Source organism: Kribbella sp. NBC_00709 (assembly GCF_036226565.1).
GTDB lineage: Bacteria > Actinomycetota > Actinomycetes > Propionibacteriales > Kribbellaceae > Kribbella.
Map to the genome: position 1 here is coordinate 8,874,967 of NZ_CP108996.1, position 22,369 is coordinate 8,897,335.

The 22,369-nt window shown below is 69.1% G+C and carries 17 protein-coding genes; 7 read left to right on the forward strand and 10 right to left on the reverse strand.

Annotated features, from left to right (window positions below; all coding sequences use genetic code 11):
* Positions 1-2 precede the first annotated feature (2 nt).
* The 6 genes from OHA18_RS43120 to OHA18_RS43145 are packed head-to-tail and all read right to left on the reverse strand — an operon-like array spanning position 3 to position 6,557.
* Positions 3-1,466, reverse strand: coding sequence for an aldehyde dehydrogenase family protein (locus OHA18_RS43120; RefSeq protein WP_329001241.1), 1,464 nt, complete (start codon positions 1,464-1,466; stop codon positions 3-5).
* Positions 1,463-2,335, reverse strand: coding sequence for an ATP-binding cassette domain-containing protein (locus OHA18_RS43125; RefSeq protein WP_329001242.1), 873 nt, complete (start codon positions 2,333-2,335; stop codon positions 1,463-1,465). Before OHA18_RS43125 ends, OHA18_RS43120 begins: the two co-directional genes overlap by 4 nt.
* Positions 2,328-3,281 (reverse strand): ABC transporter ATP-binding protein, encoded by a 954-nt coding sequence (locus OHA18_RS43130; protein WP_329001243.1) that lies wholly within the window; start codon positions 3,279-3,281, stop codon positions 2,328-2,330. Before OHA18_RS43130 ends, OHA18_RS43125 begins: the two co-directional genes overlap by 8 nt.
* Positions 3,278-4,096, reverse strand: a complete 819-nt coding sequence (locus tag OHA18_RS43135; RefSeq protein WP_329001244.1) for an ABC transporter permease — start codon at positions 4,094-4,096, stop codon at positions 3,278-3,280. Before OHA18_RS43135 ends, OHA18_RS43130 begins: the two co-directional genes overlap by 4 nt.
* Positions 4,093-5,040, reverse strand: a complete 948-nt coding sequence (locus OHA18_RS43140; protein WP_329001246.1) for an ABC transporter permease — start codon at positions 5,038-5,040, stop codon at positions 4,093-4,095. Before OHA18_RS43140 ends, OHA18_RS43135 begins: the two co-directional genes overlap by 4 nt.
* A complete protein-coding gene (locus tag OHA18_RS43145) occupies positions 5,037-6,557 on the reverse strand; it encodes an ABC transporter substrate-binding protein (RefSeq protein WP_329001248.1) in 1,521 nt (506 codons plus the stop codon). The genes OHA18_RS43140 and OHA18_RS43145 overlap by 4 nt, the downstream gene beginning before the upstream one ends.
* Before the next feature lie 122 nt (positions 6,558-6,679).
* Here OHA18_RS43145 and OHA18_RS43150 point away from each other — a divergent pair, with 122 nt between their 5' ends.
* The 3 genes from OHA18_RS43150 to OHA18_RS43160 are packed head-to-tail and all read left to right on the forward strand — an operon-like array spanning position 6,680 to position 10,534.
* Positions 6,680-7,438, forward strand: coding sequence for a FadR/GntR family transcriptional regulator (locus OHA18_RS43150; RefSeq protein WP_329001249.1), 759 nt, complete (start codon positions 6,680-6,682; stop codon positions 7,436-7,438).
* A 55-nt stretch (positions 7,439-7,493) separates the two neighbouring features.
* The gene (locus OHA18_RS43155) at positions 7,494-9,143 is read left to right on the forward strand and encodes an FAD-dependent oxidoreductase (protein ID WP_329001250.1); all 1,650 of its coding nucleotides are present in this window, start codon (positions 7,494-7,496) and stop codon (positions 9,141-9,143) included.
* On the forward strand, positions 9,143-10,534 hold the full coding sequence (locus tag OHA18_RS43160; RefSeq protein WP_329001251.1) for a sensor histidine kinase: 1,392 nt from the start codon (positions 9,143-9,145) through the stop codon (positions 10,532-10,534). Before OHA18_RS43155 ends, OHA18_RS43160 begins: the two co-directional genes overlap by 1 nt.
* 99 nt (positions 10,535-10,633) lie before the next feature.
* On the opposite strand, the gene OHA18_RS43165 is transcribed toward OHA18_RS43160, so the two are convergent.
* Positions 10,634-11,182, reverse strand: coding sequence for a hypothetical protein (locus tag OHA18_RS43165; RefSeq protein ID WP_329001252.1), 549 nt, complete (start codon positions 11,180-11,182; stop codon positions 10,634-10,636).
* A gap of 133 nt (positions 11,183-11,315) precedes the next feature.
* Positions 11,316-13,880 (reverse strand): MXAN_6230/SCO0854 family RING domain-containing protein, encoded by a 2,565-nt coding sequence (locus OHA18_RS43170; protein WP_329001253.1) that lies wholly within the window; start codon positions 13,878-13,880, stop codon positions 11,316-11,318.
* Positions 13,881-14,250: 370 nt separating this feature from the next.
* Between OHA18_RS43170 and OHA18_RS43175 the strand changes: the two genes are divergently transcribed.
* Positions 14,251-15,489, forward strand: coding sequence for an MFS transporter (locus OHA18_RS43175; RefSeq protein WP_329001254.1), 1,239 nt, complete (start codon positions 14,251-14,253; stop codon positions 15,487-15,489).
* A 79-nt stretch (positions 15,490-15,568) separates the two neighbouring features.
* Here OHA18_RS43175 and OHA18_RS43180 read toward each other — a convergent pair whose 3' ends face one another.
* Complete coding sequence (locus tag OHA18_RS43180) at positions 15,569-15,757, reverse strand: DEAD/DEAH box helicase (RefSeq protein WP_329001255.1); 189 nt, start codon at positions 15,755-15,757, stop codon at positions 15,569-15,571.
* 297 nt (positions 15,758-16,054) lie between these two features.
* On the opposite strand from OHA18_RS43180, the gene OHA18_RS43185 reads away from it, so the two are divergent.
* Positions 16,055-17,236, forward strand: a complete 1,182-nt coding sequence (locus OHA18_RS43185; RefSeq protein ID WP_329001256.1) for a GGDEF domain-containing protein — start codon at positions 16,055-16,057, stop codon at positions 17,234-17,236.
* Here OHA18_RS43185 and OHA18_RS43190 read toward each other — a convergent pair.
* A complete protein-coding gene (locus OHA18_RS43190; protein WP_329001257.1) occupies positions 17,226-18,200 on the reverse strand; it encodes a zinc-binding dehydrogenase in 975 nt (324 codons plus the stop codon). The two genes, OHA18_RS43185 and OHA18_RS43190, sit on opposite strands and share 11 nt — an antisense overlap.
* Positions 18,201-18,304: 104 nt before the next feature.
* On the opposite strand from OHA18_RS43190, the gene OHA18_RS43195 reads away from it, so the two are divergent.
* Positions 18,305-21,115 (forward strand): DEAD/DEAH box helicase, encoded by a 2,811-nt coding sequence (locus tag OHA18_RS43195; RefSeq protein ID WP_329001258.1) that lies wholly within the window; start codon positions 18,305-18,307, stop codon positions 21,113-21,115.
* A complete protein-coding gene (locus OHA18_RS43200) occupies positions 21,108-22,355 on the forward strand; it encodes an SWIM zinc finger family protein (protein WP_329001259.1) in 1,248 nt (415 codons plus the stop codon). The genes OHA18_RS43195 and OHA18_RS43200 overlap by 8 nt, the downstream gene beginning before the upstream one ends.
* The last annotated feature ends 14 nt before the right edge of the window (positions 22,356-22,369 follow it).

Sequence of the window (22,369 nt, forward strand, 5' to 3'; positions counted from 1 at the left end):
TCTCACGGGCGCGGGCGGATGATCGCCATCCGGGTTGTGGTCAGTTCTTCGATGGCGAAGCGCGGGCCTTCGCGGCCGGTGCCGGAGTGCTTCACGCCGCCGTACGGCATCACGTCGGAGCGGAACCCTGGTACGTCGTTGATCACCACGCCGCCCACGTCGAGGCGATCGATCGCCGCGAACGCGGTGTCCAGCGACGACGTGAAGACGCTCGCGTGCAGGCCGTACCGCGTCTCGTTCACCACTCGGAGAGCGCTCTCTATGTCCGGAACCGACCGTACTGCGATCACCGGCCCGAAGATCTCCTCGTCCCACGCGGGCAGGCCGTTCGGTACGTCGGTCAGCACGATCGGGCCGAGGATGTCGCCCGGGGCCTCGTACGCGATCGACCCGCCGGCGTGGACCGCGTCGCCGACCCACTCGCGAACGCGAACTGTGGAGGCCGGGTTGATGAGAGCGGACACCCGAGTGTCCGGGTCGCGCGGATCGCCGACGACCACGCCCGGCAGCCGAGCGCCGAGCCGGTCCAGCAACGCCTCGCGGACGGACTCGACCGCGATGACCCGCTGGACGGAGATGCAGGCTTGGCCGGAGGCGTAGTACCCGCCGCGGACGATGGCGTCGGCGGCCGCATCCAGGTCGGCATCCTCGGCGACGACGAGTGCGGAGTTGGAGCCGAGTTCGAGCAGGACCTTGGTCGGCGCGGCGTCGCGGGCGATGCGGTGGCCGACGGCGGCGGATCCGGTGAAGGATACGGCGCCGATGCGGTCGTCGGTGGTGAGCGTCGCGCCGACGTCGGCCCCGCCCGTGATCAATTGGAGAGCGCTCTCTGGCGCTCCCGCATCGGCGAGGGCCGTGCGCATGAGGTGCGTCAGCCAGAGCGTCGCGAGTGGCGTCTGCGGCGCGGGCTTCACGATGATCGGGCAGCCCGCCGCGAACGCCGGCGCGATCTTGTGCGCCGCCAGCAGCAACGGATAGTTGAACCCGGTGATCCCGACCACCACACCGATCGGCTTCCGCACCCAGAAGCCCTGCAGTCCTTCGCCACTCGGCAGCAGGTCGAGCGGCACGGTCTCGCCGTGCAGCCGAGCGACCTCCTCGGCCGAAGTCTCCAGGGTGAGGAGCGTCCGGTCGATCTCCACCCGGCAGTCGACCAGCGGCTTGCCGGTCTCGAGCACCAGCAGATCCACGAACTCGTTGCGCGCAGCAAGGACCGTGGAATGCACGCTCTGCAAGACTCTCCGCCGCAGGTACGACGGAAGCCGGCCGACCGTCTCTCGCACGGAGAGCGCGTTCTCGAGGGCCGCCCGCGCCAGCCCGACGTCGCCCACGGGCGTCTCCGCCACCGTGGAACCGTCGTACGGGAAGATCACCGGCGCCGTCGACGGCGCCTCGACCCAGGTCTCACCGATCGGCAGTCCGGCGGGCATCGTGATCGTCCGGCCGCTGTCGAGCTGGATCTTCACGCGGAGTCTCCCTTCGTCGTGAGCAGATCGGAAGTCGTTGCCCCGGAGAGCGCGCGCTGCAGCGTGGGGATGGCCGAGACGAGGCGTTGCGTGTACGGGTGCTGCGGGGCGGCGTACACGTCGCCGGTGTAACCGGTCTCGACGATCTGACCCGCGTTCATCACGGCCACCCGGTCGCAGACGTGCTTGATCACGGACAGGTCGTGCGAGACGAAGACCAGCGTCAGGTTCAGCTCGTCGACCAGATCCGAGATCAAGTTGAGTACCTGGGCGCGGACGGAAACATCGAGAGCGCTCACCGGCTCGTCCGCGATCAGGATCCGCGGGCGCGGAGCCAGCGCCCGGGCGATCGAGATGCGCTGGCGCTGCCCGCCGGAGAACTGGTGCGGGTACCGGTCGCCGGCGTCCGCGGACAGGCCGACCGCCTCCAGCAACTCGCGAACGCGCTCTCCCGAGGCGGGATGGCCTTGCACGACAAGCGGTTCGGCGATGATGTCGCGGACCCGCATCCGCGGGTCGAGCGAACTCATCGGGTCCTGGAACACGAGCTGCAGGTTCTCGCGCAGGAACCGCAGCCGGCGGTCGGGCAACCGGGTGATGTCGGTGCCTTCGACAACCACGCTCCCGGACGTGGCGCGGTCGAGGGCCGCGATGATGCGCAGCAGCGTCGACTTGCCGCACCCGGACTCGCCGACGATGCCGAATCGCTCGCCCTGCTTGACTTCCAGGCTCACGCCGCGGAGCGCGTGGACGACCGGAGCCGACTGGAACAACGAGGTCCGCGGCCGCGGATAGTCGCGGACGAGATCGATGACCTGGATCGCGGTCGGCGGCTCCGGCTCGTGCGTCGTCGGGATGTGCTCAGGCATCGGCCGCCCCCACGGGGTGATGGCAGGCGAAGCCCGCCGCCTCGTCGCCCGACCATTCCGGCGTCTCTTCGCAGAGAGCGGTTGCGTGGGCGCAGCGGGTTCGGAAGACGCAGCCGGATGGGAACTTGCCCGCCGGCGGCACGTTGCCCGGGATCGTGGTCAGCCGCCGGGAAGTGGTGTCGAGGTCGGACGCGGCGAGCAGGCCCTCGGTGTAACGGTGGCGCGGACGCGTGAACACCTCGCCGACCGGACCGGATTCGACCACGCGTCCGCCGTACATGACCAGGACTCGTTCGCAGACGGTGGCGACGACAGCGAGGTCGTGGGTGATGAAGAGCAACGCCGACGACCGGTCCATGACACCGCGAACGATCAGGTCGAGGACGAGGGCCTGGACGGTGACGTCCAGTGCCGTCGTCGGCTCGTCACAGATCAGAAGGGAAGGATCGTTGGCCAGGGCAAGCGCCAGGACGACCCGCTGGCGTTGGCCGCCGGAGAGCTGGTGCGGGTACGCGCGCAGGGTCTCGGTCGGGAGCTGCACACGTTCGAGAAGTTCGCCGGCAGCCGCACGGGCTCCGGACTTGGCCTTGGTCTTGTGCACGAGCATCGCCTCGGCGAGCTGGTCACCGATCCGCATCGTCGGGTTCAGCGCGGTCATCGGTTCCTGGAAGACCATCGCGATCTCGCGACCGCGGACCTGCGACATCCGGCGTTCGTCAGCACCGATCAGTTCATGGTCGACGCCGTCGAGACGGACCGAGCCGCCGGCCCGCACGTCCTCGGGAAGCAGCCCGAGCACGCTCAACGCCGTCAGCGACTTCCCCGACCCCGACTCCCCGATCAGCCCCACCCGCTCCCCCGCACCGACAGTCAGGTCGACGTCCGACACCAGCGTGGTGTCCCGCACCGACACCGACAGCCCGCGAACAGTGAGTACGTCGCTCATCGGCGGTCCTCCAGTTTCGGGTCGAAGCGGTCGCGGAGGCCGTCGCCGAGGAGGTTGAATCCGAGGACGGCGATGGCGATCGCGATCCCGGGGAAGACCGCCAGCCGGGGCGCGGTGAACAGGAACTCCTGGCTCTCCTGCAGCATCCGGCCCCACGACGGTGTCGGCGGTGGCGTGCCGTATCCGAGGAACGAGAGCGCGGCCTCCGCGAGTACCGCGATCGCGAACGACACCGAGGCCTGCACGGTGATCAGGCTGGTCACGTTGGGCAGTACGTGCCGGACCGCGATCGGCCACGGACGCCGCCCGGCCGCGCGCGCCGCGAGCACGTACTCGGTCCGCATCACCTGCAGCGCGCCGCTCCGGATCACCCGCGCGAAGCCCGGCACCGAAGCGATGCCGATGGCAACCATCGCCGTCAGGGTGCTCGCTCCGAACACCGCGCCGAACATGATGGCCAGCAGCAACGCAGGGAACGCGAGCAGCAGATCGTTCGCCCGCATGATGACCTCGCTCGACCACCGCCGTACCATCGCCGCCAGGATCCCCAGCGGTACGCCGATCACCGCGGCGACACCGACCGCGACCACGCCGACGAACAGCGTCGTCCGGGATCCGACCATGATCTGGCTGAGCACGTCGCGCCCGAACTTGTCCGTCCCGAACCAGTGCGACCACGACGGCTTCAGCAGGCGTGATGCGGGCGTCACCAGCGTCGCGTCGTACGGCGTCCACACGAAGGAGATCAGGGCCATCAGGACGATGACCCCGACGATCACACCGCCGGCGATCAGGCTCGGGTTCAGCCGCTTCATGATGCCGTCCTCAGTCGCGGATCCAGAGCGACGTACAGCAGGTCGACGATGAAGTTGACCAGGAGAACGGCGAGAACGAGGACCATGACCACGTCCTGGACCAGCAGGAGGTCGCGGTTGGACACTCCGTCCAGGAGGAGACTGCCCAGGCCGGGGATGACGAAGACTCGTTCGACGACGACTGCGCCGATCAGGAGAGTCGCGAGCTGAAGGCCCAGGACTGTCACAACAGGCACGGCGGCGTTGCGGAGGCCGTGGCGCCACAGGGCTTGAAAAGGTCTCAGGCCTTTGGCTCGGGCGGTGCGGAGGTAATCCTCGCGGAGCACGTCCAGCACTGCACTGCGGACGTAGCGCGTGAGCACCGCGCCCTGCACGAGGCCGAGGGAGAGCGCCGGGAGGATCAACTGCTTCAGGAACATCCCGGGATCCTGTGCGGGCGGGGTCCAGCCGTTCGCCGGCAGCCAGCCGAGTTTCACCGCGAATACCACGATCAGCAGGATCCCGGCCAGGAACGCCGGCACCGCGACGCCGACCTGGGAGACCGCGGAGAGCGCGAGCCCGGAGATCTTGCGGTGCCGCGCGGCCATCACCGTCCCGGCCGGCACGGCGACCACCAGCGCGATGACCATGCCCGCGACGACCAGCCACAGCGTCACCTGCAGGCGGTCGAACACCTGCGGCCCGATCGCCACCTTCGACACGTACGACGTACCGAGGTCACCGTGGAGCAGTCCGCCGAGCCAGTCGAAGTACTGCGTCGGCAGCGGCCGGTCGAGGCCGAACTGCCGGCGCAGCTCGGCGACCGCCTCGTCGGACGCGTTCACGCCGAGCGCGACCCGGGCGGGATCGCCGGGCAGCACCGCCATGAACGCGAACACCAGCACCGAACTCACCGCAAGACTGACCAAGAACACGCCGGTGCGCTCGATCAGGCGGAGAATCATCGGGCGAGCTTGGAGAGATCGAAGTTCTCGGTGATCGCGTTGGTCGGCAGGCCCTTGATGTTCTTCTCGGCGACGATCAGGTTCGGGATCAGGAAGAGCCAGTCGCCCGCGGCCTGCTCGGACAGCCGGCGGGCCGCCTTCTTCATGTTGTCGACCTGCGCGGCCTCGTCACCCGCGTCCGCCGCGGCGAGATAGCCCTGCAGCGTCGGATCGTCGTACCGGGTGTAGTACTTCGCGTTGAAGACCGCGCCCAGGTCGCGGGGCTCGACGTGCGCGATGATCGACATGTCGTAGTCGGCGTTCTTGAACACCGTGGTCAGCCAGGCCGCCGGGAACTCCAGCTGGTCGATCTGCACCTTCAGCCCGGCCTGCTCGAGCATGCTCTTCACCACCTGGCCGCACGACGTTGCGTACGGCAACGTCGGCAGCCGCAGCCGGAGCGTCTTGCCGGCTGCACCGGATGCCTGCAGCAACGACTTCGCCTTGGCCAGGTCGAACGGCGCGACCCCGGTGAGGTCCTCGTACCACGGGTCGGTCGGCGGGACCATGCTGCCGATCAGCTTGCCGCGACCGGCCCAGCAGGTGTCCAGCAGGGCCTTGTGGTCGATCGCCATCCGGATCGCCTGACGGGTCCGGATGTCCTTGAACACCGGCCGCGAGTTGTTGAACGAGAGCAGCACCTCGCCGTTCGTCGTACCTTCGATCACCTGGTACTTGTCGTTGCTGGTGAACTGGCTGAGCGCTTCCGGCGCCTGGACCGTGCCGATCACGTTGATCGTGCTGGTCAGCAGCGCGTTGTTGAGCGCGGTCGCGTCCTTGAAGTACTTCAGCGTGATCTGCTGGAAGTACGGCTTGCTGCCCCAGTAGTCGTCGTTACGGACCATGACGATCGAGTCGCCGCGGTTCCACTTCGAGAACTTGAACGGGCCGGTGCCGACCGGGTCGGTGGCGAGCGCGCTGACACCGCTCTCGGAGAACATCGCGCCGATCCGGGTGGTCATCCGGAACAGCCAGTCGTTGCTCGGCTTGGCCAGCGTGACCTGCAGCTGCGTCGGCGACAGCGCCTTGGCCTGGGCGACCACGTCCATCGCCGCCTTCAGCGAGATCGTCCACGCCGACTTGACCCGGTTGATGCTGAACACCGCGTCGCCGGCGGTGAACTGCTTGCCGTTGGTGAACTTCGCGTTGTCGACCAGGTCGAAGGTGTAGGTCTTGCGGTCCGGCGAGACCGTCCACGACTTCGCCAGCGACGGCACGATCTTGCCGGAGTCGTCCTGCTCGACCAGCGTCTCGTACACGTTCCCGAGCAGCACCTGCGGGATCGCGGCACCGTCGGTGGTGGTGAAGTCCAGGCTGGCCGGCTCGGCGACCAGGCCGATCGACAGCTTCTGGTCACCGCCGGGCGAGCTGCCGGACCCGCCGCCGGAGGTACTCGAACCTGCTGAGCAGGCGGTCAGGGCCAGCACCGCCGCGGAGGCGACGAACGCGACCGCCCGGATGCGAAACGACGACTTCACGCCAACTCCTTCAGAAGCGGTACCTGATTCTGCAACTGGTCTGACCAGTGGACTAGGTGTAACTGGGCCACTAGATTTGTCCCCTGCTCAGGTGCCTGTCAAGCGACTAGGGGGTGCGCCGGATGACAACTGGACCGAAGTTCAGTCCGGTACAGCCCGTGCGCGCGTACGAACGGATCGTCGAACAAGTCGAGGACGCCCTCGCCCGCGGCGAGCTGGCCCCGGGCCAGCGGCTGCCGAGCGAGCGGGAGCTGGTCGCACAGTTCGCGGTCAGCCGGTCGACCGTCCGCGAGGCGCTGAGGGTGCTGGAGAGCAACGGCGTGGTCCGCTCCCGGCCCGGCGACCCGAACGGTCCGGAGATCCTGCCGTTCTCCCAGTCCGCGCTCCGCAAGCAGATGGTTCGGCTGGCCCGGGTGGACGAGCTGACCCTGAGCGAGCTGATCGGGTTCCGGATGATCATGGACGGCGCGGCGATCCAGGTCGCGTCCCGGCTGCGTACGGCCGACGAGCTCGACGACCTGGAGGAGACGCTGGTCGCGATGCGGGCCGCGATCGACGTCGACTTCCACGCGTTCAGCCAGGCCGACCTCGCCTTCCACGAGCTGATCGCGCGGATCAGCCGGAACTCCCTGATCCAGACCTGCAACGAGGTCGTCCGCGGCGTCGTGCTCAGCCTGATCTCGGACAAGATCGCGCACGCGCCGAACAGCCGCGCCCTGATGCTCGAGTCGCTGCACCACCACGCCGAGGTCGTCGACGCGATCCGTACCGGCAACGGCCACGCCGCCGCCCGCCTGGCGCGGCAGAACATGTTCGACTACTACGCCGGGTATGTGCCCGACTCCGAGCAGGAAACGTTGCGTGCGCTCATAGAAGACTGAGTGATTCCCGTGGCATTCTGACGGGACCGGTTCACTGGGGTGGGGGGCACCGCGCGTGAGCAAACCTGCGATCCTTTCCGTCGACGACGACCCGATGGTGTCGGCGGCGATCTCCCGCGACCTGCGCCGCCGGTACGGCGACGACTACCTGGTCGTCCGCGCGACGTCGGGCGATCAGGCGCTGGCCGCACTGACCAAACTCGCGCTGCGCAACCAGCCGATCGCGCTGATCGCCACCGACCAGCGGATGCCCGGCATGACCGGTATCGAGCTGCTCGAACGCGCCCGCGAGCACGCACCGAGCGCGAAGTACCTGCTGCTGACCGCGTACGCCGACACCGACGTCGCGATCCGGGCGATCAACGACATCGGCCTCGACTACTACCTGCTGAAGCCCTGGGACCCGCCCGAGGACCAGCTGTTCCCGGTCGTCGACGACCTGCTCGGCGACTGGCAGCACGCCAACCCCGACCACGTCTCCGATCTCCGGGTCGTCGGCAACCGTTGGTCGGACCGAACCCACGACATCAAGACGTTCCTGGCCCGCAACCACGTGCCGTACGCCTGGTACGACGTCGAACGCGACCCCGAAGGCCAACGCCTGAAGGACCTGGCCGATGCCTCCGACAACGACTTGCCGCTGGTCCTGATCCCGGACAGCGACACCCTCCGCTGTCCCACCACCCTCGACCTCGCCTCGGCGCTGGGCTTGCGCACGAGAGCCGAGCAGCCGCTGTACGACGTCTGCATCGTCGGCGGCGGACCCGCCGGCCTGGCCGCCGGGGTGTACGCCGCGTCCGAAGGCCTCAGCACGGTCATCGTCGAACGCGAAGCACCCGGCGGCCAGGCCGGACTCAGCGCCGCGATCGAGAACTACCTCGGCTTCCCCCGCGGTCTCACCGGTTCGGACCTGGCCCAGCGAGCAGTCGCGCAAGCGTCCCGGTTCGGCGCCGAGATGGTGCTCGCGCGTTCGGTGGTCGGACTGGAGACGCGCGGGCCGGTGCACGCCGTACTGCTCGAAGGATCCGGCGAGATCGAGGCCCGGGCGCTGATCGTCGCGACCGGCGTCTCCTACCGCAGCCTCGAAGTCGCCGGCCTCGCCGACCTGACCGGCCGCGGCGTGTACTACGGCGCGACCGCCAGCGAGGCGAGTCAGGTCCAGGACGACGAGGTGTACGTCGTGGGCGCCGCGAACTCGGCCGGTCAAGCTGCCCTCAACCTGTCGCGCTACGCCAAACGGGTCGTGCTCCTGGTCCGCGGTGAATCGCTCGAGAGCTCGATGTCGCGGTACCTGATCGACAAGATCACCAACGCAGCCAACATCGAGGTCCGGTGCCGGACCGAGGTGGTCGGCTGCCGCGGCGACGGTCACCTCGAGAGCCTGACGCTTGCCGACCGCAACTCCGGTCGCAGCGACGAGGTACTCGCCAGCTGGTTGTTCATCTTCGTCGGCGCGATCCCGCGAACCGACTGGCTCGGCGACTCCGTCGTCCGCGACGACAAGGGCTTCGTGGTGACCGGGCCGGATCTGATCGCCTTCGATCGGTGGGCGCTGCCGCGGCCGCCGTACGCACTGGAGACGAGCATGCCGGGAGTGTTTGCGGCCGGCGACGTCCGGCTGGACTCGATGAAACGGGTGGCCTCCGCTGTCGGCGAAGGCGCCATGTCGATCTATCTCGTCCACCGCTACCTTGCGAGCGTCTGATGCGGGCCGACGATCTCCGGGACATCCCGCTGTTCGCGGGACTGACCGACGCGCAACTCGACGAGCTCATCGACGGGAGCACCGAGATACCGATCGAGCTCGGCGCCGACCTGTTCCACGAAGGCGAGCCGGCGGACTTCTGGTGGGTCCTCGTCGACGGCGTGATCGCGCTGCACCGCAAGATCGGCCGCGAGGACACCGTGATGGGCAAGATGGACGTCCCGGGGCGTTGGGCCGGCGGGTTCCGGGCCTGGGACGAGCACGGCGTATACCTGGCCAGCGGCCGCGGCCTCGCCGGCGGACGGGTACTGCGGGTTCCGTCCGACCTGCTGCGTGAACGCATCGACGCGTGGTTCCCGCTCGCCGGGCACCTGATCAAGGGCGTGTACGGGACCGCGCGGGCGATCGAGTCGACCGCTCGGCAACGCGAATCGCTGATCACGCTCGGAACCCTCGCGGCCGGGCTGGCGCACGAGATCAACAACCCCGCCGCGGCGGCGGCCCGGTCGGTCAGCGCGCTCGACACCGCGTGCGTCACGCTGCTGTCGGCCCTGCGCCGGCTCGCGAAGGGCGAGGTGTCGGCGGTCCAGTTCAGCGCCCTCGACGAACTGCGACTCGAGCTCGGCTCGGGTACGGCGGCGCCGGATCCGGTCGATCTCGCCGACCACGAGAACACCATCTCGGACTGGCTCGTCGATCACGGTGTCGAGCAGGACTGGTTCATCGCGCCGCCGCTGGCCGCCGCGGGCGCCGGCATCGAGTGGTGCGAACGCGCGGCCGACGTACTCGGTGATGCGCTGGAGCCCGGCCTCGAGTGGGTCGCCAGCACGCTGTCCACGGCGACGTTGCTGGGCGAGGTCAAGGAATCGACACGGCGGATCACCGAACTGGTGGCGGCGGTCCGCTCGTACTCACAGATGGATCGCGGTTCGATCCAGACGATCGACGTCACCGAGGGCATCGAGAGCACGCTGGTGATGCTCGGTCACAAGCTCCGCGACGGCGTCGAGGTGGTCCGCGCGTACGGCGCCGACGTACCGATGATCGACGCGTTCGCGGGCGAGCTGAACCAGGTCTGGACGAACCTGATCGACAACGCGGTCGACGCGATGGACGGCGCCGGCACGTTGCGGATCATGACGCGGACCGACGGCGACCGGGTCGTGGTCGAGTTCACCGATACCGGTCCCGGCATGCCGCCGGAGGTCGCGGCGCGGGCGTTCGAGCCGTTCTACACGACCAAGGACGTCGGCAAGGGCACCGGTCTGGGCCTCGACATCGCACAGCGGATCGTCGCCGAACACCACGGCGGCACGATCACCGTCGCGTCGCAACCCGGTCGGACCACGCTCCAGGTGCGGTTGCCGCGGCAGCCCGTCCCGGCCGGCTGATTCGTACCGAACGACAGGAGGTAGTGGCGGTGCGCGCCGTCACGCCGTGGAGCCCGCCCGCTCCGGCGTGGACTACCTACTGTCGTTCGGTACGGGTCCTCAGGTGTCGTGCTCGAGAATGCGGACCCTCGGCACCTTCAGCAGCTTGCGGGCCTTCGCGGGCCAGTCGGAGCAGACGAAGCGGGCCGCGGTCTCCGGCCAGGCGACCACCACGACCTCCTTGCCGCTCGTGGTCTTCACCATCTGCATCAGCGCCAGCATGATCTCGCCGTGCGTGATCGACACGTGAACCTGGTAGCCGCTCGCGGCCCGGAGGCGGCGCGAACTGTGCTCGATCACCGACGCCAGGTCGACCGCCGGGTCCGCGAGGGTGGCCATCGGTGCTCGGCCCGGTGCGGCCGCCGGGCCGACCCGCGCCGACGGTGCGGTCGCCGAGCCGGCCACGGACGCCGAACCGGTCATACCGGCCACGTCCGCGAACGTGGAGCCCAGCAACGCCATCGGACCGCCGAACCCGCGGTCCGGATGACTCGAGACCAGCAGGTGGTAGTCAACGGCTTCTTCTTGTCTTGCGTACAGGGCGGCAACGCGGCGCGCGTCGCCCTCACTCATCTCCCGCTCGATGAGTACCACCACGTCGTACGTCATTCGTGGCTCCCTTCGCGTCAATTCCGTTGTACTCCTGCACCGGAGCGCGCCAAAGCGACACCCCCGCCTCCGTCACGGAACTGTCAAATATTTCTCAGGCCCTTGCCAGACTCGCCCGAGCGAAGGGGTCGCCTCAGACCGGGCGCAGAGCCGCCCGGGCGCGGGAATCAGGCGCCAGAACGGCGAGCAGGTGCGGCGCGTCGATCAATGCCACGCTCGCGTGGTCGAGCAGACGCGGATGCAACGCATAGACTTCCGCCCCCGATCGCGGCGTCACATCACCGGCGAGGACCGCGACGAAATCCGCTGCGTTCACGGCGTCCTCGTCCCACCGCCGATCCGGCTCCAGCCGGGCCGTCACCCGCCGCGCGAACGCCGCGAGCTCCTCGGACGGCTCCCGCTCGTACCCGACGACGGATCCGTCGGCACACCGGACGGCGATCTCGTCGGTCCGCGCGGCCGCATGCCAGCAGCAGACCTCCCACAGACTGACCCGATCGCCCGACCCGTGCACCTCCTCGAGCGTCGCGGCCATCAGCCCGAGCTGACCGCCGTACCTCGCGACGTTGTGACCGTATCCGGCCGCGCCGAGGTTCACGTCGTACCAGCGCAGCTGCTTGGTCTGCAGGTCGACGCCGAACGGCATCAGGATCTTCGCCGGCCCGGCCAGGTCGAACCGCTCCTCGACCGCGGCCGGATCGAACAGGCCGTTTGGTTGCCGCATCACCCCAACGAACCCGCGTTCCAACTGATCGAACGGTACGTCGTTGTAGCTGAACACCACCGGCAGCACATACCGGCCGTCGAGCCGCCGGATCGCGCGCAGATCGAGATCCACGAACTCGGTCGACCCATGCGGCACGGGTGCCGAGGTCAGATCGCCGGAATGCACGAGCGCGTCCTGGTCGAACCGCAGCCGCGTGTAGTCGCACAGCCCGACGAACGCCCACTCCGCGTCGAACACGGCCACCGACAGGTCGAGGTCGATCCGCCGACCGGCCGGCTCGACCCAGTGCAGGAACAAGCGCAACAACTCGTCCTGCGGGATCGGCACCGCACTCCCCCGCGTCATCCGCAGCAGACTCGACGATGCGCTCCGCTCCGAACCGGGCGCCGCCAGCCGGGACAGCTCCTCGTCCAGGAACGCCAGCCGCCACCGCGGCAGATCAGTTGCCCGCCGCAACATTTCCCGGGTCAGCACACCGGACAGCTCGAGGGCGAGCTCGCTCGGCAACGGCTCGCGGTCGTCGACCGATGTCCAGATCCGCGCCGTCCCACCGCGTGGGAAGAACAGCCGTAGGTCGCCCGGTGGGGTCCGGACCTGGCCGAGCGCAGCCGTGATCACCGCCGGAGACACGTCCGAGACCACGGTCGTCAAAGCCTCGACGAGCAGCGCGTGCTGCTCCGGTGGAAGCACGCGCGCCAAATGCACCAGGCGGCGCACCAGGTCGCCGGGCCGCTCACGGAGCAGGTCGAGCGCCTGCTCAGGCCGGCCCTGCGCGAACGCGCCCTCCACCCGCGCGGCGAACGTGCTCAGCACCAGCCGTCCGCCCTCCACCCGGACCAACGGATGCTGCGCCGCCTCACCCGCCACCGCCCGCCCGGCCGCGGTCCCGAGATCCAGCTCGGTCCGGCGGAGGATCGCGAACGCCAGCGCCGCCACCGGGAACCGGGTCGCGAACTCGAAGGGATGCAAGTTCTCCGCGATCCGCTTCCAGGCGCGCTCGTGGCGCAGCATGTCCTCGACCAACGTCTCCACCGGCAACCGGTCCAGCCGTTGCAGCACCAGCCGCCGAGTTGCCCGCGGCAACGACCTCCGCCGGGCCGGCGGCGTCCGCAGCCCCGGGTCGGCGTCCATCGACGCAAAGACCAACCGCAGTACGTCGGTCGCGGTGTCGGTGCGATCGATCAGCTCCGGATCGTCCGCGAGGAAACGCGCGATGACCAGGGCCCGCGTCTCCCGGACCGGGATCTCGTCCGGGAACCAGGACGGGTCGGCGCCCTCGAGCAGCACCTGCAGATCGGCGCGATCACCGGCTGACAGCGGCGAGCGCCGTACGAGCAAGGTCTGGACTGTGTCGCGGGCTGAGTCCGCGGTCGCGAGCGAGAGCAGACGCAGGCGGTCCGAACGGACATGCGCCGGCTGCTTCTCCTCGAACGACGGCTTGAGGAAGGGGTCCTTGCGATCGATCCGGCGCAGGCAGAGCGGGCAGGCGCTGAAGTCCGAACCGTCCCAGCAGGTCCGGCAGACCAGATGGGCGCACGGCGAGACCGCGTGCACCGTCTGGGTGTCACCGCACAGCACACAAGGCTGATCAGGCTCCTGGAGGAGGCGGGCGAAGACCCTGTTCACGTAGAAGGTTTCGGTGTTGCCCGGCACGCTCTCCGGGAAGCCGCGGAACAGCGGCGTGTGGTGAACATCGTGACCGGACTCGGCATCGAGCAGGTCGAGCAACGCGCTTCCGAAGGCGGCGAGTGCGGGAGCGGACAGCGAAGCGCAGTACCGGTACAGGCCGACCGACAGGAGGAAGCCTCGCTGGATCAGGTCGGCCTGGAGCGCGGACAGTCCGGCCTGGATCGTCAGCGGACGACGCAGCCACTGCCAGGCTGACCGGCGCACCTCCGGGGTCAGCATGGTGGCGTCGACCAGCCTGCGACGGCGCAGCAGGACGGCAGCCTGCGCTGGTCCCTGCGGCATGGCGTCTCCCCACTGGCGTCCTCATCGAAGGCGCCAGGGGCGGAGAGCGGACGCGCTACTTGGCCTGGTGAAGGAGAAGGAAGCACGTCCAGGAGCCGCCCCTGGCACTGAGAACGCTACCGGGGGCCACCGACAGTTTCGGCCCCACAAAGAAGAGCTCCGGTAGCAGGGTCGGGGCCGCCCCGCCCAGACCCCGCTACCGGAGATCTACAGAGTAGAGCGTTCACCCAAATACTGCGCCACCGGGTCCCATGATCTGGCCCTGAACTGGCACACATGCGCCGCGAGCAAACCCTTGAACCACTACAGGACACGATCCTGGTCACAGTCGGGACGTGTCAGGCCACGGATTGTGGTTAACGTCGTGAGTATGTCGGTGTCTGTGGTCGAGCGGGCGCGCTGGCGCGACGTGTTCGGGCACGGAGAGTTCCGGGCGTTGTTCCTCGCCGGAGTGCTGTCCGTGGCCGGCGATCAGCTCGCGCGCGTGGCCCTGTCGGTGCTGGTCTTCGACCGGACCGCGTCGGCCGGGCTGACCGCGCTCACCTATGCACTGACCTACGTTCCGGACCTGGTGTTCGGGCCGCTGCTGGCCGGGTTCGCCGACCGGTATCCACGACGCACAGTGATGATCGTCACCGATCTGGCCCGAGCGATTCTTGTTGCAGGTATGGCGATTCAGGCACTCCCTCTGTACGTCGTGGTCCTCTTGCTGGTCGCGCTGCAGGCGTTCGGATCGCCGTTCAACGCCGCGCGGGGGGCGACGCTGCCCGCCGTACTGCCCGGTGATCACTACGTGCTCGGCAAGGCCGCGAACGACATGGTCGTGCAGTTCAGCCAGGTGCTCGGCTTCGGGTTCGGCGGCGCTGTCGTCGTCGCCGTGGGGACCTCGGGCGGCCTGCTGCTCGACGCGGCAACTTTCCTGCTGTCGGCGGTCCTCATCGCCCTCGGAGTACGACGACGGCCCGTTCCGGCAAGTGGCACAGATGCGCCATCAGCGAGCTATTTGAGGGACCTCACGTCCGGCATCTCGCTGGTCGCCCGTACGCCGAAACTTCGCACACTGGTCCTGCTGGCGACGATCGCGGGCTTCTACGTGACCGTGGAGGGCCTGGCCGTCCCGTACGCGCACGAGATCGGCCACGGCACCACCGCCGCCGGAGTCCTGCTGGCCGCCAGCCCGGCCGGCTGCGTGCTCGGGATGTGGCTGATCACGCTCTGGTCCCCGGAGCGGCGGATGCGGCTGCTCGGACCGCTGGCCGTCGCGGCGTGCGTCCCGCTGGCGTTCTGCGCGCTCCAGCCGGGGCCGGCCGTGACGTTCGGTCTCTGGGCGCTGTCCGGCGCCGCGTCGGCGTACCACCTGCCGACGAGCGCCGCGTTCGTCCAGGCTGTGCCCGATCACCAGCGCGGCAAGGCCTTCGGCGTCGCGGGCACCGCGCTGAAGGGCAGCCAGGGCCTCGGAATTCTGCTCACGGGGGCGCTGGCAGAACCATTCGGCGCCTCCGGCGCGCTCGCCGTGATGGGCGTCACAGGTGCATTGCTGGCAGTCGCGGCGGGCGCCGCCTGGGCGCGCGCCCGCCGAATCGACGACCATTCCGGAGAATCACGGTAGGGTAAATATCTCCGGCCTGCGGTTTAGGCCGTGAACGACTTCTCCGGAATGTAAGACAGAGGTAAAGATTTACCTTTCGTCACCAATCGTTACCGCCATTGGCGGCGGCCGGCACGAACCAGTCGTTACCGCCCCGGAGCCAGTCGTTGCCGCCGCCGGTGAACCAGTCGTTCCCACCGGTGAACCAGTCGTTGCCGCCGGTGAACCAGTCGTTGCCGCCGGTGAACCAGTCGTTGCCGGTGCCGTTGCCGCGCGTCGTCTTCTGCATGATTCTCGACCCTTCTGAGTGACCAACTGGTGGAATGACCCGGACACGGGGGTGACCAGACGTGAACGGGTCGTTACGATGAACACATAACCGCTCAGATCGACCGTGTGTGAGGCTCATATGATTCTGATCGGTCGGAGCAGCTGGGGGCCACCCCGGCAATGGAAGCTCTGGTCGTTGCCGAGGACCGCATTGGCTTATGTGCTCGCGATTGATGTGATTGCGGTCACGATTACCACACTGGCGGTTCGGAGCACGGTCAGCGGGCCGAATTCCGGCGTCAAGCACTCGGAGTGGGTGGCATTCGTCGTCCTTGCCGTCGCATCGACCCTGCACCTGGAGTGTGCCCGCGGAATCGAGCGCCGACGCGAGATGGCGGCCAATACTTCACCGCACACGAATCTGAAGTGCCTGTGGATCTTCGCGGCCCTGCTGTTGCTCCCGCTGTCGCTGGTCGTTCCGCTGATCGTGCTGGCCTACGCCTACTCCTGGTTCCGCGTGTACGGGCGCACCGTGGCGCACCGCAAGGTCTTCTCGACGGCGACGTACGTTCTCGCCAGCGCCGCCGCAGCAGCCGTGCTGCGTGCGGGCGGTCTGTTCACCGAGCCGCGGGTGCCGACGAGCTTCTGGTCACTGCTGGTCGTCATCGCCGCGGCCGGGACGTGGTGGCTGGTGAACTACGCGCTGGTCATCGGCGCCATCCTGCTCGCTTCTCCCGAGGCGACGGCGCGTGAGGCGCTCGGTGAGCTGTCGGACCAGTTGGTCGTGTGCGCGGGCCTCGGGCTCGGCGTGGCAATCGCTGCGGTCCAGTCGTCGTACCCATGGGTCGTCCCTGTGCTCATGGTGACGGTGATGGCGCTACATCGCGATCTGCTGCTTCCGCAGTACCAGCGGGCGGCTGGGACCGATTCGAAGACCGGTCTGGCCACCTCGTCGTACTGGGCTAGCGCAGTGCCCGCTGAGCTGGCTCGTGCGGACACACTGCGCAGCACCGTCGGTCTGCTGATGCTGGACCTGGACAGGTTCAAGGAAATCAACGACACCTACGGTCACCCTGCCGGTGATGAGGCGCTGCGTGCAGTCGGTGAGGCCATCCGCGCCGAAGTGCGGCACGGCGACCTGGTCGCCCGGGTCGGCGGAGACGAGCTGGCGGTGCTGCTGCCGGGCGCGGCCGAGACCGAGGTGCTGGAGATCGCGGAGCGGATCAGAGCGCGGCTCGTGAGCCTCACAGTGTCGGTCGGCACGACGAACGGGGGCACTGCGGCGATCACCGGCGTACCGGCGTCGTTCGGTGCGGCGATCTACCCGCATGTCGCCGGCACCATGGACCAACTCGTCCTGGCCGCCGACAACGCGCTGCTGACGGCCAAGCGGTCCGGGCGCAACCAGATCGTCGCCGCCCGCCCGAACCCGCCGGCCGTCATTGACCATGCAGAGCACTCAGAGACCTCTGACTCCGACCAGCACGTCAGCGACTGACACTGATCAGGGCCTTGCCTCGCAAGGTGCGGTTCTCCAGAGCCCGGTGTGCATCGGCCAGATGGTCCAGGTCGTAGACCTGGTCGATGACCGGTGACAGGTCGCCCGCGACGGCGCGGGCGATCACGTCGGCGCCGGTGATCGTCGTGGTGGTCGAGTCGGCGCGGAGATCCATGATGCCCTTCACCGTGACGCCGCGACGCTCGGCTTCGGCCGGATCGAAGGGGGCGAAACCGCCGCTCGGCGCACCGTGCGCGGAGAACCAGCCGCCGTCCTCGACCACACTGAAAGCGGCCGCTCCGAGCTCACCGCCGGCGCCTTCGAAGACGATGCCGGCACCACGGTTGTTCGTTGCCTCGAGCACCAACTTCTGCCAGGACGGCTTGCTGTAGTCGATCAGTACGTCGGCTCCCTGGGCTCGGCTCAGCTGGAGCTTCTCCTCGCCGCGGGCGGCCGCGATCACGTGCGCTCCTGCCTGGTGTGCCAGCTGGATCAGGAGCAGCCCCATGCCGCCGGCCGATGCCGTGATCAGTACGTCCTGGCCGGTCATCGACGGCGCGAGGTCCTCGAGCATCAGCGCGGTCAGACCGTCGCCGTACACCGCGACCGCGGTCTGCAGATCGAGCTCGGGTGGCACCTCGACCAGATCGGTCGTGGTCAGGGCGAGCTCGGCATGGGCGCCGAACCCGTCCGACCGGCCGACGACGGTCTTGCCGATCCAGTCCGCCGGTACGCCGGGACCGACGGCGCGAACCTGTCCGCCCAGGGTGCCTCCGGGGACGTACGGGGGCTCGATGTCGAAGAAGTTGCTGTGTTGACCACGCCGGATCGCGGTCTCGACGAAGATGACGTCGGCGGTCCGCACCTCGACCAGCACCTGGCCGGCCGCGGGCTCGGGATCCGGCAGCTCGCGGGTCTCGATCACGTCCGGGCCGCCGAACTCGGTGACTACTGCTGCACGCATATCTGCACTCTCTCTGGTTGTCCTCGGAGTTCCGAGCCTGCAACCTCAACGTTGGTTCAGGTCAAGCGCGGAAGTTGTCGGTGGGCCGCAGTACTGTGCAGGGCATGTTCGACGCCGTCTTCGTCCCCGCCGACCCGCCGCGCGCGGGCCGGCTGGCGCTGTACGGCGACCTGACCGCAGCCGGCGAGCAGCCCGACGGCACGGTCGAGCTCGTCCTCCCCCGCGGCCCAGCAGTCCGCCGTACGACGGTCCCCGCCCGCCTCCTCTCCATCCCCGAGTTACTCACCCGTCTGACCGCCCCAGGGGTAGAGGGATCGGACAGTTGGGCGGCTTGGCGGGCGGCTGGGCTGGCTGGGTTGGTGTTGATCGGGCGCGGGCGGCTAGTGCCGGATCGGAGCCCGGAGGGGTACGGCGCCTGGCGCGTGGCTCCACTCGATCCGATCGACCACGCCTGGCTGCGAAACCTGAGCGCCGCGATGCCGGCGTACGGTCACGCCCTGCCGATCGAGGGCACCCGCCCCGTCCGGCTGGTCGACCCCGAGCAACTCGTCCGCGCGTTCTGGGACGCGCTCGCCGACACCATCGTCCGTACGCCGGCAGCAGCCGTCGCGACTCGCCCTGGCGCCGCGCCGTTCGCCGCCACCGACCCGACCAGCCTGCCCGGACCGTCCAACTGGCTCGACGAGACCGCCCTCGCCGAGGAAGCCGGCGCTCGCCTCGTCCTCCGGATCGAACCACCCGAGGACGAGGATTCGTTCCGAGGCGTGCTGCAGCTGCGCAGCGGACTCGACCCGAGCCTGCTGGTCGACGTCGCGGACATGTGGAACGCACCTGCCGCGGTGCTCACGGCTCTCGGCGAGCGCGCGGAGACCGATCTCCTCCTCGCTCTCCGCCGCGGCGCGAGAGTCTGGCCGCCGCTGGGCAGCGCGCTGCGCGACGCGGCGCCGGAAGAGGTTCCGATCGACGACGAGGCGCTGGAAGAGCTCGCCGAGGGAAGCAGCGCGTTGGAAGGCGCCGGCATCGAGGTCCTCTGGCCGACCGACCTGTTCGCCGGCGAGCTGGCCGTCCGCGGTTCCGTCGCCACTCCGACGCCAGGCGCGATCACCGGTCCTGACTTCAGCCTGCACGATCTGGTCGCGTTCCGCTGGCGACCAACGCTCGACGGCCAGGACCTGACCGAAGCCGAAGTCGGCGCGCTCGCGGAAGCCAAGCGGCCGATGATCCGGATGCGCGGCCGGTGGATCCGCGTCGACCAGGACGTCGTTCGGCGGCTCCGCAACGGTTCGACCCGCAAACTCACCGGCGCCGAGGCGCTCGGTGCCGCCTTGACCGGGACCATCGACGTCGACGGCGAGCTCGTCCCGTTCGACGCGGACGGTTCGCTGGCCGCGATGCTCACGCGGCTGCGGACAGGCGAGGAGCCGGCCCCGTTCACCGATCCCGTCGGCCTGCGCGCGACTCTCCGCGACTACCAGCGGCGCGGTGTCGCGTGGATGGCGCAGCTCGCGAACCTCGGCCTCGGTGGCTGCCTCGCCGACGACATGGGGCTGGGCAAGACGATCCAGGTGATCGCGCTGCATCTTCAACTGGAGCGACGCGGCCCGACACTGGTCGTCTGCCCGTCGACCTTGCTCGGCACGTGGGAGCGCGAGTTCGAGCGATTCGCCCCCGACGTGCCGACCCGGCGCTATCACGGTGCGGGCCGGACGCTCAGCGACATCGCCCCCGAAGAGGTGGTGCTCACGACGTACGGCGTGGTGCGTCAGGACCACCGCGTCCTCGGCGAGGTGGCGTGGGGCCTGGCCGTCGCGGACGAGGCCCAGCACGCGAAGAACCCGTTGTCCCGCACGGCTCGCGCGTTGCGAACGTTGCCCTCAGCAACCAGGATCGCGCTGACCGGGACGCCGGTGGAGAATCGGCTCTCCGAGTTGTGGTCGATCCTCGACTGGGCAGCGCCGGGGTTGCTCGGGACGCTCGACCGGTTCCGGCACGATGTCGCCGTACCGGTGGAGCGGTTCCACGACGAGGAGGCGACCGCGCGACTCGCCCGGGTGACGCGGCCGTTCCTGCTGCGACGGCGCAAGATCGACCCGGGCATTGCTCCGGAGCTACCGCAGAAGTCCGAGCGCGACGTCGTCGTACCGCTCACCGTCGAGCAGGCCACGCTCTACCAGGCGGTGGCGAAGGAGACGCTCGCCAAGATCGAGGAGGCGGAGGGCATCGCGCGGCGTGGGCTGGTGCTCAGTCTGCTCACCCAGTTGAAGCAGGTGTGCAACCATCCGGCGCAGTTCCTGCACGAGCCCGGTCCGCTGGAGCGACGCTCGGGCAAGCTCGCCGCCCTGGACGAACTGCTCGACGTGATCCTGGCCGAGGGCGAGTCGGTGCTGATCTTCAGTCAGTACGTCGAGATGTGCCGGCTGATCGAAGCGCATCTGGCGGCGCGGCAGATCAAGACGTTGTTCTTGCACGGCGGGATCGGAGTGCGGAAGCGCGAGCAACTGGTCTCCCAGTTCCAGGCGGGCGAGGCGCCGGTGTTCCTGTTGTCGCTGAAGGCGGGCGGCGTCGGGCTGACGCTGACGCAGGCCACGCATGTCGTGCACTACGACCGCTGGTGGAACCCTGCGGTCGAGGACCAGGCGACCGACCGCGCGTACCGGATCGGTCAGGATCGCCCGGTGCAGGTCCACCGCCTCGTCACCGAGAACACCCTGGAAGACCGCATCTCGACTGTCATCAACGCCAAACGCGACCTCGCCGACGCCGTGGTCGGCTCGGGCGAGGCATGGCTGAGTGAGCTCTCCGACACCGAGTTGACCGAGCTCGTCGAGCTGTCGACCACCCCGGCCAAGTCGGGTTCAGCAAGCGCCTACAACCCTTCTGCCATTGGGAAATCGGCAGGTGCCGACGATGACTGAGGAGGATCGGGTGCCGTGGCAGGGGTGGCGGCGGAAGGGTGAGGATGCCGGGTTGCCCGCGGCGAAGGGGCCGGGGAGCCGGCGGCCGTTCGGGGCGACGTGGTGGGGTCGCGCGTGGTTGGAGGCGCTGGAGCAGCGGGCCCGGCTCGATCCGGGGCGCCTGTCGCGTGGACGGTCGTACGCGCGGCGCGGGAGTGTCGTCGAGCTGACGGTCAGCCCGGGTGAGGTCGAGGCGGTCGTGCAGGGCAGCCGCACCACGCCGTACCAGGTGACTGTCCGGATCCGCGCGTTCTCGAGCGCCGAGTGGGGCTCGGTGCTGGACGTGGTCTCGGCACAGATCGGCCGGGTCGCGGCGCTGTTGGACGGTGAGCTGCCGCCCGAGGTCATCGACGACGTCCGGGACGCCGGGCTCGAGCTTCTGCCCGGCGCCGGCGAGGTCCTCACGCACTGCACCTGCCCCGACTTCGCCGTTCCCTGCAAGCACTCGGCCGCCGTCTGCTACCTGATCGCAGACGCCCTCGACGACGACCCGTTCGCCCTCCTCCTACTCCGCGGCCGCCGCAAGGACGACCTCCTCACAGCCCTCCGCACCCGCCGAGGCACCACCTCGACCACAACCGTCGTACCCCGCACTCCCCCACCCGCCGGCATCCCCGCCATAGCTGCCTTCACCTCCCTCGAGCTACGGACTGGTGGTGCTATGCCAGTGCCCGCGCCACCCAGGCCGCTCGGCGCACCTGGGGTGCCGGCGGCGGTGCGGGTGCTGGATCCGCCGCGTTCGTCCGGGGTCGACGTACGGGATCTGGTCGCGCTGGCAACCGACGCGGCCCGCCGCGCCTGGGAGCTGGCGTCGGGCGACGGAGACGGCGGCCTCGACCTGACCTTCGAGCAGGACCTCGCCCGCCGAGCAGCCAACGCCCTCGGTACGCCGGAACTCGCCGACCTGGCCCACCGCGCCGGCATCACCGCCCGCCAACTCACCACCTGGGCCGTCGCCTGGCGCGAAGCAGGCCCCGGCGGCCTGGCCGTCACCGTCGACGAGCCAACAGATGTCGCCCCCGAAGCCCTGGCCGAAGCAATCGGAGCCCTCCCCCATGCCACGATCGAAGCCAACCGAGTAACCGCCGGCAAGCTCCAACTCCGCCTGGGCCCCGACAACCTCTGGTACCGCTTCGACCAACACTTCAACGACTGGACCCTCACCCGCCCACCAGCCCCGGACCCCCACGACCTCCTCTAAGCTCCCGCTCACAG

Bases quoted from the DNA above. Each gene is read 5' to 3' on its own strand.
- OHA18_RS43125 (WP_329001242.1), bottom strand. From the start codon at position 2,335: ATGCCTGAGCACATCCCGACGACGCACGAGCCGGAGCCGCCGACCGCG.
- OHA18_RS43130 (WP_329001243.1), bottom strand. From the start codon at position 3,281: ATGAGCGACGTACTCACTGTTCGCGGGCTGTCGGTGTCGGTGCGGGAC.
- OHA18_RS43135 (WP_329001244.1), bottom strand. From the start codon at position 4,096: ATGAAGCGGCTGAACCCGAGCCTGATCGCCGGCGGTGTGATCGTCGGG.
- OHA18_RS43140 (WP_329001246.1), bottom strand. From the start codon at position 5,040: ATGATTCTCCGCCTGATCGAGCGCACCGGCGTGTTCTTGGTCAGTCTT.
- OHA18_RS43150 (WP_329001249.1), top strand. From the start codon at position 6,680: ATGACAACTGGACCGAAGTTCAGTCCGGTACAGCCCGTGCGCGCGTAC.
- OHA18_RS43160 (WP_329001251.1), top strand. From the start codon at position 9,143: ATGCGGGCCGACGATCTCCGGGACATCCCGCTGTTCGCGGGACTGACC.
- OHA18_RS43165 (WP_329001252.1), bottom strand. From the start codon at position 11,182: ATGACGTACGACGTGGTGGTACTCATCGAGCGGGAGATGAGTGAGGGC.
- OHA18_RS43170 (WP_329001253.1), bottom strand. From the start codon at position 13,880: ATGCCGCAGGGACCAGCGCAGGCTGCCGTCCTGCTGCGCCGTCGCAGG.
- OHA18_RS43175 (WP_329001254.1), top strand. From the start codon at position 14,251: ATGTCGGTGTCTGTGGTCGAGCGGGCGCGCTGGCGCGACGTGTTCGGG.
- OHA18_RS43180 (WP_329001255.1), bottom strand. From the start codon at position 15,757: ATGCAGAAGACGACGCGCGGCAACGGCACCGGCAACGACTGGTTCACC.
- OHA18_RS43190 (WP_329001257.1), bottom strand. From the start codon at position 18,200: ATGCGTGCAGCAGTAGTCACCGAGTTCGGCGGCCCGGACGTGATCGAG.
- OHA18_RS43195 (WP_329001258.1), top strand. From the start codon at position 18,305: ATGTTCGACGCCGTCTTCGTCCCCGCCGACCCGCCGCGCGCGGGCCGG.
- OHA18_RS43200 (WP_329001259.1), top strand. From the start codon at position 21,108: ATGACTGAGGAGGATCGGGTGCCGTGGCAGGGGTGGCGGCGGAAGGGT.